Here is an 11,589-nt window from a genome sequence, read left to right on the forward strand (position 1 = left end):
TACCCCCCCCCACTTCTACCCCTCCTCCCTCACCCCCCACAACCAAAAACCCCCCGCCGCGGGGGGCGGCCCCCCCCCCCCCCCCCACGACCCGCACTCACGACCGAAGAACCCGATCAGCGACCTGATCAGAGTCGCCCTGGGCTCAACTCTCGGCGTCCTCGGCGTCGTCGCCGAGGAGGCTCTTCTGGAGTGCGAGCTTCTCCCCCGGAGCCAGCGTGCTGAGGATCCGCTCGAGGTCCTCGGGAGAGGCGAACTCGACGGTGATCTTGCCCTTCTTCTGTCCCAGCTCGACCTTGACCCGCGTCTCGAAACGATCCGAGAGCCGGGTAGCGAGGTCGGACAGCGCCGGCGAGGGCACCGATCCCGCCCGCGGCCCCTTCGAGCGCGGCGCCTTCTGCGGGCGCGAGCCCATCAGCGTCACGATCTCCTCGACGGACCGGACGGAGAGCCCTTCGGCCACCACGCGGTAGGCGAGGCGCTCCTGCTCCTCCGGGTCATCGACCGAAAGCAGGGCCCGGGCGTGCCCGGCGGAGAGGACTCCGGCCGCCACCCGGTTCTGGACCTTGGGGGACAGCTTCAGCAGACGCAGGGTGTTGGAGACCTGGGGGCGGGACCGGCCGATGCGGTCCGCCAGCTGATCGTGCGTGCAGTTGAAGTCCTTCAGCAGCTGGTCGTAAGCCGCTGCCTCTTCGATCGGGTTCAGCTGTGCGCGGTGCAGGTTCTCCAGGAGGGCGTCCAGGAGAAGCTTCTCGTCGTCCGTGGCTCGCACGATCGCCGGGATCGCTTCGAGGCCGGCCTCGCGGCAGGCCCGCCAGCGCCGCTCTCCCATGATCAGCTCGTAGCGGGAGGGCCCGAGCTGACGTACGACGATCGGCTGGAGGAGGCCGACTTCCTGGATGGAGGTGACGAGCTCCTGCAGGGCGTCCTCGTCGAAGATCTCACGCGGCTGGCGCGGGTTCGGCGTGATCTCGTCGAGAGGGATCTCAGCGAAGTGAGCGCCCATGGAAGCCGAGGGGGTCTCGACCGCGTTGTTCGCCGACGGCTCCTCTGTTTCACGTGAAACAGGCGGGAGTGTCGCCACCTTGGCCGCGGCCACGCCGCGGTCGCTCAGCACCGGAACAGCCACCGGCGACGTGCCGGCAGTGCCGCCCAGCGCCGGCGGGGGCACGGTCTTCTCGGTCGGTGCAGCAGGGATCAGTGCGCCGAGACCACGACCCAACCCCCTCCGTCGCTCGCTCACTGGATCCCCTCCACCATGTTCGGGTTGCTCTGGGCTCCGATATGAGCCTGCGTCGGGTCGTAGTTCACACCGACGCCCCTCAGAGCGATTTCTCGTGCCGCCTCAAGATAAGACAGGGCACCGCTCGATCCTGGATCGTAGGTCAGGACCGTCTGCCCGTAGCTCGGCGCCTCGGAGATACGGACCGAGCGGGGAATGCTCGTCCGCAGCACCTCTTCGCCGAAGTGGCTACGCACCTCGTCCGCGACCTGCGATGCCAGCCGTGTCCGGCCGTCGTACATGGTGAGCAGGATCGTCGAGACATGCAGGGCGGGGTTGAGGTGCCCCCGCACCAGGTCGACGTTACGCAGGAGCTGTCCCAAGCCCTCCAGCGCGTAGTACTCGCACTGGATCGGGATGAGGACCTCCTGGCCAGCCACCAGTGCGTTGACCGTCAGCAGGCCGAGCGAGGGCGGGCAGTCGATGAGGACGTAGTCCAGGGGCTGCTCATACGCCTGGATGGCCCGCTCCAGTCGGCTCTCCCGCGCCACCAGCGAGACCAGCTCGATCTCCGCACCGGCGAGATCGATCGTGGCCGGGGCACAAAAGAGCCCCTCGACGTCGGGGACCGGCTGGACGACTTCGGCCAGCGGCTTGCTCTCCACCAATACGTCGTAGATCGAGGGAACTTCGGCGTGATGGTCGATTCCCAGGGCCGTGGATGCGTTGCCCTGCGGGTCGAGGTCGATGACCAGCACACGGGCGCCATGCAGAGCCAGGGACGCGGCAAGGTTGACCGTGGTGGTCGTCTTGCCTACGCCGCCCTTCTGGTTGGCGACAACCATGACGCGGGTCTGCTCGGGCCGTGGCAGGCCCTCGCCGGCGCGGCCCAGAGCTTCCACCGCCAATTGGGCAGCACGACCGATGGGAGTGTCGTCCATCGGGGGCGGTGTTTCACGTGAAACATCCTCCCCCATCGACTCGGTACGGGGACCGGGGACCGGATCGGTCATCGGTCCCGCGATGTTGGCGTCGGACCGCAAGGATTCACTCTCCTCGACTTCAGGCTCGCAATGAACAGAGCCTCCCATGTCTTCGGGGTCGTGAACCAGTGAGGCCTGGTGTTCTGTGGAGAAATCCACCTCTGTGGACAACTCCGTGCCCCTCGCGGGGGACGAAATGTTGTCAGAAACACCCTCTCCGAGAGAACCGAGAGGCTTCCGATCTCGAGGTTCGGCAGCAGCGCGGCCGCGGCTGATGATGCCATGCAACAGTGAGCGACGTTTCACGTGAAACACGATGCACAGCGACCGAGGCCGAACTGTCGCGACACTCCGGCATGGGTAGGTTTGCCAGCTTGTGTGGCGTACGTCTGGTCGTCAGGACGGATCAGCGGCGCCGACGTGTGCGCCCCGTCCTGGCTGCCTTGGCGCGCTTCGCCGCGAAACGCACACCGCCCGGGCTCTCCCCGACCTCGACCCGGACGACCGTGGACGGCGGATCCACAACACCCTCACCCACATGGAGGATGGACGTGTTCACGGCACCGAGCTTGCTCAGCGCAGTGGCCGCGCTCTTCAGCTCCTCCTCCGCGGTGTCTCCCTTGAGGGCCAGCATCTCACCGTAGGGCCGCAGCAGAGGGATACCCCAGGTCGCCAGCCGGTCCAGCGGGGCCACGGCACGCGCGGTGACGACATGAACCGGCTGCAGCTTCCCCATCACCTCTTCGGCGCGACCCCGCACGACGGTCACATGGTCCAGCCCGAGCAGCTCCACGACCTCCGTCAGAAAGGTCGTACGCCGCAGCAGCGGCTCCAGCAGGGTGATCTTCAGGTCCTCCCGGACCAGGGCCAGGGGGATACCAGGGAGACCGGCACCCGAGCCCACGTCGCACACCGTCACGTTCTCGGGTACGACCTCGGAGAGCACCGCGCAGTTCAGGAGATGCCGCTCCCACAGACGAGGCACCTCCCGTGGCCCGATCAGGCCACGCTGCACACCCGCCTCGGCGAGCAGTTCGGCGTAGCGGACCGCATCCGCGAAGCGATCGCCGAACACCTCACGTGCCTGCTCGGGCGCGGGGGGAAGCTCCGCTGCCTCCGTCACGGGGACCGTCCTTCCGTACGGCGCGGCGCACCAGGCGCCGGACCAGAACCACGAGAACTATCGCTGACAAAGTTCGGCCCCGCCTGCGGGCAGACGGGGCCGGGAGAACGTAAGGCCGATCAGGCGGGCAGAACGACGACGAACCGCTGCGGCTCCTCGCCCTCGGACTCGCTGCGCAACCCCGCCGACTTGACCGCGTCATGCACGACCTTGCGCTCGAACGGCGTCATCGGCTTCAGCTTGACCGGCTCGCCGCTGCTCTTGACCTCGGCAGCGGCTTTGGCGCCCAGCTCGGAGAGCTCGGCACGCTTCTGGGCGCGGTAGCCGGCGATGTCCAGCATCAGCCGGCTGCGGTCCCCGGTCTCCCGGTGCACGGCGAGACGCGTGAGCTCCTGCAGCGCCTCCAGCACCTCGCCGTCACGCCCGACCAGCTTCTGCAGGTCGCGGCCGCCGGCGTCGCTGATGATCGACACAGCGGCGCGGTCGGCCTCGACGTCCATGTCGATGTCGCCGTCGAGATCGGCGATGTCCAGCAGACCCTCGAGATAGTCCGCCGCGATCTCGCCCTCCTGCTCCAGGCGGGTCAGGGTGTCTGCACCCTCGGCGGCGGCGGAGGTGGTGCCTTCCGTCACGGGATGGGCTCCTTCTTACTTCTTGGACGGGGACTTGGGGCGCTGCGGACCGCCCTTGCGTTGCCCGGACTGGGCCTTGCTGCGACCCTGGCCCGCGGACTTCGGCGCGGGCTTCTTGGCCGCGGCGGGCTTGGCGTCCTCAGGCTCGTCGGACTTCTGCAGGGACGTCGGCTCGTCAGAGTGCTTCTGGGCGCCCGACTGGCGCTGCGATTTGCTCTGCCGCTTGGGCTGCTGGCGCCGGGGAGCACCACCGGCCTGGGTGCCGTCCTCGGTCACGGTGGCGACGGCGCCCTCGCTGTTGATCACGGTGCCGTCGGGCTGCGCCGCGAGGTTCGCCTTGGAGAGACCGTTGATGAACTTGCGCTCGTGCTCGTTGCGGTCACGGCCCTTGGCGACGATCGCCTTGACGATGGCCTTCTCACCGCGCCCGCGAACCTTGCCGTGCTGCGTGACGCGCTTGGTCAGGCGGTCCAGGTAGGCGGCCTGGGCCTTGGAACCCGGGGTCGGGTTGTTGTGGATGACGTACATCTGCTGGCCCATGGTCCACACGTTGGTGGTCAGCCAGTAGACGAGGACACCGACCGGGAAGTTGATGCCGAAGACGGCGAACATGACCGGGAAGACGTACATGAGCATCTTCTGCTGCTGCATGAACGGCGTCTTCACCGTGGTGTCGACGTTCTTGGTCATCAGCTGGCGCTGCGTGTAGAACTGCGACGCCGACATCAGGACGATCATGACCGCGGTGACGACCCGGACGTCCACCAGCGTGGCGCCGAGCTGGGAGACCTTGTCCGCGCTGTCCGTGAACTTCGCGGCGAGCGGGGCACCGAAGATGTGCGCCTTACGGGCGCTGGCGAGCAGATCGTCGTTGATGACGCCGATCGTCTTGCCCGTCGCGATGCCGTTGAGCACGTGGTACAGGGCGAAGAAGAACGGCGACTGCGCCAGGATGGGAAGGCACGAGGAGAGCGGGTTGGTGCCCGTCTCCTTGTACAGCTTCATCATCTCTTCGGACTGACGCTGCTTGTCGTTCTTGTAGCGCTCCTGGATCTTCTTCATCTCGGGCTGGAGCGTCTGCATGGCCCGGGTCGCCTTGATCTGCTTCACGAAGAGCGGGATCAGGCAGATACGGATCAGGATCACCAGGGACACGATGGACAGGCCCCAGGCCCACCCGGTGTCCTCACCGAAGAGGGCGCCGTACACCGAGTGGAACTGGACGATGACCCATGAGACGGGTGTCGTGATGAAGCTGAAGAGGCTGGCAATCGTGTCCACTAATCATGCTCCTTGGGCATGGGGCGAGGTCTCTGCGGCCGGGCTCGAAGGAACATTCTCTTCAATGGCCGTTTCGGCGGCGGAGGGCCCGCCCTTGCGTGCGCGCCATGCGTTGCGCAACAGCTCGTGCCACCGCGGCCGCTTGCGCGGCGGGACATGGTCCACACCGCCCAGTGACCACGGGTTGCATCGCAGGATGCGCCAGGCGGTGAGCGCCGTGCCCTTGATCGCACCGTGCCGGTCGATGGCCGTGTAGCCGTAGTGGGAACACGACGGGTAGTACTTGCACACCGGTCCCAGCAGCGGACTGATCGTCCACTGGTACAGCTTGATCAGAGCCAGCAGTGGGTACTTCATCGCGTGCCCCCTCCCAGGAGCCGCTGCAGAGCGGCGTCCAGGTCTCGGGCCAGCTGTGCATGCTCGGCGTCACCCGAACCGGGTAGCGCTCGTACGACTACCAGGCTACCGGGGGGCAGCTGGTCGACTCGATCGCGCATGAGATGGCGAAGCCTGCGCTTCACCTTGTTCCGCACGACTGCACCACCCACGGCTTTGCTCACGACGAAACCCGCACGCGCCGGGGGAGCGCTCTCCCCAGGCGCATGCGGGTCCGTGGCACCGCTACGAAGATGGACGACGAGGTGCGGGCGTCCTGCCCGGCGCCCTCGTCGTACCGCGGTCGCGAAGTCCTCGCGCCGCCTCAGCCGGTTCTCGGTGGGCAGCACGACGGCATGACCTGACCGGGATCAGGCGGACAGACGGGCGCGACCCTTGCTACGGCGGGACGCGAGGATCGCGCGGCCGGCACGGGTGCGCATACGCAGCCGGAAGCCGTGGGTCTTCGCGCGACGACGGTTGTTCGGCTGGAAGGTGCGCTTGCTCACTCGGGGGCTCCAGTAATAAATCGGTGGTGGCGGGTGCCGTCCTGGCTGTCACCGTGCGCCCACGAGTAGCTCGCAGTTACGCCCGAGTGCACCGCTATCCGATCACCTGACGTGACCTGTGCCCATCGGAGGCAGGCGGCAGCAGCCATCGACAACTCGACCTGGTTACGGTACGCGCGGCTACGCCATCCGGTCAAACCAGCCGCGACTGAGGGACACTATCCACAGGCTGGGGACAACGACTTGAACCGTACCCGTCGCGCTGACTACCGTGACGGAACTCCGATTCGTTCCCTTGTCCCCCCCGATTCTGACTCCACCCGATTGAATCCCGACCCGTCCCACAATCACACGTTCGTGGGACCCGTGAGAGAGCGTGCCCTGTGGCTGACGTACCTGCCGATCTTGCCGCAGTGTGGCCACGAGTACTCGAGCAGCTCCTCGGTGAGGGCCGGGTGCAGGGTGTGGAGGCGAAGGACGAGCACTGGATCCGGCGCTGCCAGCCCCTCGCCCTGGTCGCCGACACCGCACTGCTCGCCGTGCCGAACGAATTCGCGAAGGGCGTACTGGAGGGCCGGCTGGCCCCGGTCGTCAGCGAGACCCTGACCCGTGAGTGCGGCCGCCCGATCCGCATCGCGATCACCGTCGACGACTCGGCGGGCGAGCCCCCGGCCCCGCCCGCGCCCTCGTCGCCCAAGCCCCGCTACGAGGAGCCGGAGCTCCCGTCGTACGAGGGCTACGGCCGGCACCGCGCCGACGACCACATGTCCGACCCGCTGCCGACCGCGCGCCCGGCCTACCCCGGCGAGTACCAGCGCTCGGAGCCCGCGCCGGGCAGCTGGCCGCGCCCGTCCCAGGACGAGTACGGCTGGCAGCAGCAGCGCTTCGGCTTCCCCGAGCGGGACCCGTACGCCTCGCCGCAGGAGTCGTACGGCCAGGACTCCTACGGGCAGGACTCCTACGGGCAGGACTCCTACGGTTCCCCGTCCCAGGACTACCGCCCGCAGCCGGTGGACCGGTCGTCGTACGACGGGAACCGCCCCGACCGCGACCAGCGCCGCTCCGACTACGAGCAGCAGCGGCCGGACTACGACAAGCCGCGGCCCGAGTACGAGCAGCAGCGCCCGGACTACGACCAGCCGCGTTCGGAGTACGACCGCGGTCCGCGCCGCGAGCTGCCCGATCCGCCGCCGGGCTCCGGTCATGTGCACCGCGGCGGGCCGGTCGGTTCGAACCTTCCGGCCTCCGGCGCCCCCGGTCCGCTCGCCGCGCAGCCCGCGCCGGCGTCCGGCCCGGGTGAACCCACCGCGCGGCTGAACCCGAAGTACCTCTTCGACACCTTCGTCATCGGCGCGTCCAACCGCTTCGCGCACGCGGCCGCGGTGGCCGTCGCCGAGGCGCCCGCGAAGGCGTACAACCCCCTCTTCATCTACGGGGAGTCGGGGCTCGGCAAGACGCACCTGCTGCACGCGATCGGGCACTACGCGCGCAGTCTCTACCCCGGCACGCGCGTGCGGTACGTGAGCTCGGAGGAGTTCACCAACGAGTTCATCAACTCCATCCGCGACGGCAAGGGCGACAGCTTCCGCAAGCGCTACCGCGAGATGGACATCCTGCTCGTCGACGACATCCAGTTCCTCGCGGACAAGGAGTCGACGCAGGAGGAGTTCTTCCACACCTTCAACACGCTCCACAACGCGAACAAGCAGATCGTGCTCTCCAGCGACCGGCCGCCCAAGCAGCTGGTCACCCTGGAGGACCGGCTGCGCAACCGCTTCGAGTGGGGTCTGATCACCGACGTCCAGCCGCCCGAGCTGGAGACGCGCATCGCGATCCTGCGCAAGAAGGCGGTCCAGGAGCGGCTCAACGCCCCGCCGGAGGTGCTGGAGTTCATCGCCTCCCGTATCTCGCGCAACATCCGCGAGCTGGAGGGTGCGCTGATCCGGGTGACGGCGTTCGCGTCGCTCAACCGGCAGCCGGTCGACCTGGGCCTGACGGAGATCGTCCTCAAGGACCTGATCCCCGGCGGCGAGGACTCGGCTCCGGAGATCACCTCCACGGCGATCATGGGTGCCACCGCCGACTACTTCGGCCTCACCGTCGAGGACCTGTGCGGCACCTCGCGCGGGCGGGCGCTCGTCACGGCCCGCCAGATCGCCATGTACCTGTGCCGCGAGCTGACGGACCTGTCGCTGCCGAAGATCGGCGCGCTGTTCGGCGGCCGTGACCACACCACGGTGATGCACGCCGATCGCAAGATCCGCAATCTGATGGCCGAGCGGCGCTCCATCTACAACCAGGTCACCGAGCTCACCAACCGCATCAAGAACGGCTGACGGACCCGCCTCCGGCACGTCGGGGACCGGCCGCACACCGTCGAGGGCGCCTCCGGAGAGATCCGGAGGCGCCCTTCGTCATGTCCGGCGCTCTCTCCCGCACGGTGTCCTTCGACGACGGCTGTTCGATTAGCTGCCGGGTTACGGTCTTCCTCCACAGATTCGGCGACTTTCTCGCGTCCACACCCTGGGGACCGGAAAGTTGTCCAGACTGCGTCCACAGGCCGGCCTGTCGAAGGACCATCAGACCAGGTCAACCGGTTGTGGATTCGTGGACGAACGATCTCCACAGACTGTGGACGACGAAGAGATCCACAGGCTGTGCACGAACTTGTCCACGGGCAACCCACAGCCTGGAGCCGGTTGTCCCCAGTGATCCGCAGCTTCTCCACACCGCTGTCCACTGTTCGGCAACGCGACGCGGCTCCTCACCGGGGCGAGTGAAAGGCGTCACACGAAGGTGCCGGGTTGCCCTGTGGGAAAGGCGGGTAAAGCTGGGGACGGCGCTGGGGAGAAGTCGCCCTGTCCTGTGCACGGGGTGTGCAGAACTTTCCGTTCTCCACAGAAGCGGCCGGTTGTCCACGGCCTCCACCCACAGGCCCGGTGGACAAAATCTCCGCCCTGAGCTGGGCAAACGAGGTTATCCACGGTATCCACAGGCCCTACTACTACTCCCAACTAGAGAGAGCTGGGAATTCGTTTCGAAGAGGGCCCTGTGCACAACTCGCTGTCCGGTCCCTGGCTGCCCCACGTCACGACTTGACCCCGAGAGGCACCTACTGTCAGTGGGGTGCGTCAGACTGTTCCCGGTGTCCTTCCCCTCACTGGGGCCGACGACACCGAGACAGACGACGAAGCCAGGCAGGCCGAGAAGCGCCGGCAACAGCAGGAGGCGGCAACAGTGAAGATCCGGGTGGAACGCGACGTACTCGCGGAGGCCGTGGCCTGGGCGGCGCGCAGCCTCCCGGCCCGTCCGCCGGCGCCTGTCCTCGCCGGCCTCCTCCTGAAGGCCGAGGACGGTCAGCTGAGCCTGTCCAGCTTCGACTACGAGGTCTCCGCCCGGGTGGGTGTGGAGGCCGAGGTCGAGGAGGAGGGCACCGTCCTGGTGTCCGGCCGTCTCCTCGCCGACATCTGCCGCGCCCTCCCCAACCGGCCGGTGGAGATTTCCACAGACGGTGTACGGGCGACCGTGGTCTGCGGCTCCTCGCGCTTCACCCTCCACACCCTGCCGGTGGAGGAGTACCCGGCGCTGCCGCAGATGCCCACCGCCACCGGCACCGTCCCCGGTGAGGTCTTCGCCTCCGCCGCCGCCCAGGTCGCCATCGCGGCCGGTCGCGACGACACGCTGCCCGTCCTCACCGGTGTGCGCATCGAGATCGAGGGCGACACGGTCACGCTGGCCTCCACCGACCGCTACCGCTTCGCGGTCCGCGAGTTCCTGTGGAAGCCGGAGAACCCGGAGGCCTCCGCGGTCGCCCTGGTGCCGGCCAAGACCCTCCTGGACACCGCCAAGGCGCTCACCAGCGGTGACAGCGTCACCCTGGCGCTCTCCGGCTCCGGCGCGGGCGAGGGCCTGATCGGTTTCGAGGGCGCCGGGCGCCGGACGACGACCCGTCTGCTGGAGGGCGACCTCCCGAAGTACCGCACGCTGTTCCCGACGGAGTTCAACTCGGTCGCCGTGATCGAGACGGCGCCGTTCGTCGAGGCCGTCAAGCGCGTGGCCCTGGTCGCCGAGCGGAACACCCCGGTGCGGCTCAGCTTCGAGCAGGGCGTGCTCATCCTGGAGGCCGGTTCCAGCGACGACGCACAGGCTGTGGAAAGGGTCGACGCCCAGCTGGAGGGCGACGACATCTCGATCGCCTTCAACCCGACCTTCCTGCTGGACGGCCTGAGCGCGATCGACTCCCCGGTGGCGCAGCTGTCGTTCACCACGTCCACCAAGCCCGCGCTGCTCAGCGGCAAGCCGGCCCTGGACGCGGAGGCGGACGAGGCCTACAAGTACCTGATCATGCCGGTGCGCCTGAGCGGCTGACGGTCACCGCGGTTGTCCACAGGCCGGGGACGAAAGCCGCCCGGCCTGTGGGAAGTCCCAGATGAGGGTGTACGTATGAGCGCGTATGCCCACAGCTGTGCGCGGACGTCCGGGTTTAGGCTCGTACGCGGGTACGAAGGTGCCTCACACGCCACAGCAACCGAAGGAACACAACTGATGGAGCTCGGTCTCGTCGGCCTCGGCAAGATGGGCGGCAACATGCGCGAGCGGATCCGTCGCGCGGGCCACACCGTCGTCGGATACGACCGCAACGCTGACCTCGCGGACGTCCACAGCCTGGAAGAGCTTGTGGGCAAGCTCCCCGGCCCGCGCGTGGTCTGGGTGATGGTCCCGGCGGGTGCCCCGACCCAGTCGACCATCGACGAGCTGGCCGAGCTGCTGGAGCCCGGTGACGTCGTGGTGGACGGCGGCAACTCCCGCTGGACGGACGACGAGCAGCACGCCGAGCAGTTGGCGGCCAAGGGCATAGGTTTCGTCGACTGCGGTGTCTCCGGCGGCGTCTGGGGCCTGGAGAACGGCTACGCGCTGATGTACGGCGGCTCCGACGAGGACGTCGCCAAGGTGCAGCCGATCTTCGACGCCCTCAAGCCCGAGGGCGACTTCGGCTCGGTGCACGCCGGCAAGGCCGGCGCGGGCCACTTCGCGAAGATGGTCCACAACGGCATCGAGTACGCCATGATGCAGGCCTACGCCGAGGGCTGGGAGCTGCTGGAGAAGGTGGACTCCGTGACCGACGTCCGGGAGGTCTTCCGCTCCTGGCAGGAGGGCACGGTCATCCGCTCCTGGCTGCTGGACCTCGCGGTGAACGCCCTCGACGAGGACGAGCACCTGGAGGGGCTCCGGGGTTACGCGCAGGACTCCGGAGAGGGACGCTGGACTGTGGAAGCCGCGATCGACCACGCCGTGCCGCTGCCCGCGATCACGGCCTCGCTGTTCGCGCGCTTCGCCTCGCGGCAGGACGACTCGCCGCAGATGAAGATGATCGCGGCCCTGCGGAACCAGTTCGGCGGGCACGCGGTGGAGAAGAAGTAATCCACACTCCGCCTGTGGCCGCGGCCGCAGGCGGTGCACCGTC

At 68.0% G+C, this 11,589-nt stretch carries 11 protein-coding genes; 3 read left to right on the forward strand and 8 right to left on the reverse strand.

Annotated elements, in window-relative coordinates; all coding sequences use genetic code 11:
* Nucleotides 1–145: 145 nt before the first annotated feature.
* From ACFRAC_RS08285 to rpmH, 8 genes are all read right to left on the reverse strand, one after another.
* A complete protein-coding gene (locus tag ACFRAC_RS08285; protein ID WP_382922376.1) occupies nucleotides 146–1,243 on the reverse strand; it encodes a ParB/RepB/Spo0J family partition protein in 1,098 nt (365 codons plus the stop codon).
* Complete coding sequence (locus ACFRAC_RS08290; RefSeq protein ID WP_382922709.1) at nucleotides 1,240–2,313, reverse strand: ParA family protein; 1,074 nt, start codon at nucleotides 2,311–2,313, stop codon at nucleotides 1,240–1,242. The genes ACFRAC_RS08285 and ACFRAC_RS08290 overlap by 4 nt, the downstream gene beginning before the upstream one ends.
* 298 nt (nucleotides 2,314–2,611) lie before the next feature.
* Nucleotides 2,612–3,328: a 16S rRNA (guanine(527)-N(7))-methyltransferase RsmG gene (rsmG, locus tag ACFRAC_RS08295; protein WP_382922378.1), complete on the reverse strand. Its 717-nt coding sequence runs from the start codon at nucleotides 3,326–3,328 to the stop codon at nucleotides 2,612–2,614.
* A 119-nt stretch (nucleotides 3,329–3,447) separates the two neighbouring features.
* Entirely contained in the window at nucleotides 3,448–3,960 is a 513-nt protein-coding gene (locus ACFRAC_RS08300; protein WP_382922380.1) for a protein jag, read from the reverse strand.
* Nucleotides 3,961–3,975: 15 nt separating this feature from the next.
* Nucleotides 3,976–5,241 (reverse strand): membrane protein insertase YidC, encoded by a 1,266-nt coding sequence (gene yidC, locus ACFRAC_RS08305; protein ID WP_382922382.1) that lies wholly within the window; start codon nucleotides 5,239–5,241, stop codon nucleotides 3,976–3,978.
* 3 nt (nucleotides 5,242–5,244) lie between these two features.
* Complete coding sequence (yidD, locus tag ACFRAC_RS08310) at nucleotides 5,245–5,598, reverse strand: membrane protein insertion efficiency factor YidD (RefSeq protein ID WP_055621059.1); 354 nt, start codon at nucleotides 5,596–5,598, stop codon at nucleotides 5,245–5,247.
* Nucleotides 5,595–5,966: a ribonuclease P protein component gene (rnpA, locus tag ACFRAC_RS08315; RefSeq protein ID WP_382922384.1), complete on the reverse strand. Its 372-nt coding sequence runs from the start codon at nucleotides 5,964–5,966 to the stop codon at nucleotides 5,595–5,597. The genes yidD and rnpA overlap by 4 nt, the downstream gene beginning before the upstream one ends.
* 21 nt (nucleotides 5,967–5,987) lie before the next feature.
* Complete coding sequence (gene rpmH, locus ACFRAC_RS08320) at nucleotides 5,988–6,125, reverse strand: 50S ribosomal protein L34 (protein ID WP_003956500.1); 138 nt, start codon at nucleotides 6,123–6,125, stop codon at nucleotides 5,988–5,990.
* 383 nt (nucleotides 6,126–6,508) lie between these two features.
* Between rpmH and dnaA the strand changes: the two genes are divergently transcribed.
* The 3 genes from dnaA (at nucleotide 6,509) to gnd (ending at nucleotide 11,546) form a co-directional block, all read left to right on the forward strand.
* Nucleotides 6,509–8,461 (forward strand): chromosomal replication initiator protein DnaA, encoded by a 1,953-nt coding sequence (gene dnaA / locus ACFRAC_RS08325; protein ID WP_382922386.1) that lies wholly within the window; start codon nucleotides 6,509–6,511, stop codon nucleotides 8,459–8,461.
* A 901-nt stretch (nucleotides 8,462–9,362) separates the two neighbouring features.
* Nucleotides 9,363–10,493, forward strand: coding sequence for a DNA polymerase III subunit beta (gene dnaN, locus ACFRAC_RS08330; protein WP_062665940.1), 1,131 nt, complete (start codon nucleotides 9,363–9,365; stop codon nucleotides 10,491–10,493).
* 177 nt (nucleotides 10,494–10,670) lie between these two features.
* Nucleotides 10,671–11,546: a phosphogluconate dehydrogenase (NAD(+)-dependent, decarboxylating) gene (gene gnd, locus ACFRAC_RS08335; protein ID WP_382922388.1), complete on the forward strand. Its 876-nt coding sequence runs from the start codon at nucleotides 10,671–10,673 to the stop codon at nucleotides 11,544–11,546.
* Nucleotides 11,547–11,589 lie beyond the last annotated feature (43 nt).

The organism is Streptomyces sp. NPDC056628, assembly GCF_042792555.1.
GTDB lineage: Bacteria > Actinomycetota > Actinomycetes > Streptomycetales > Streptomycetaceae > Streptomyces.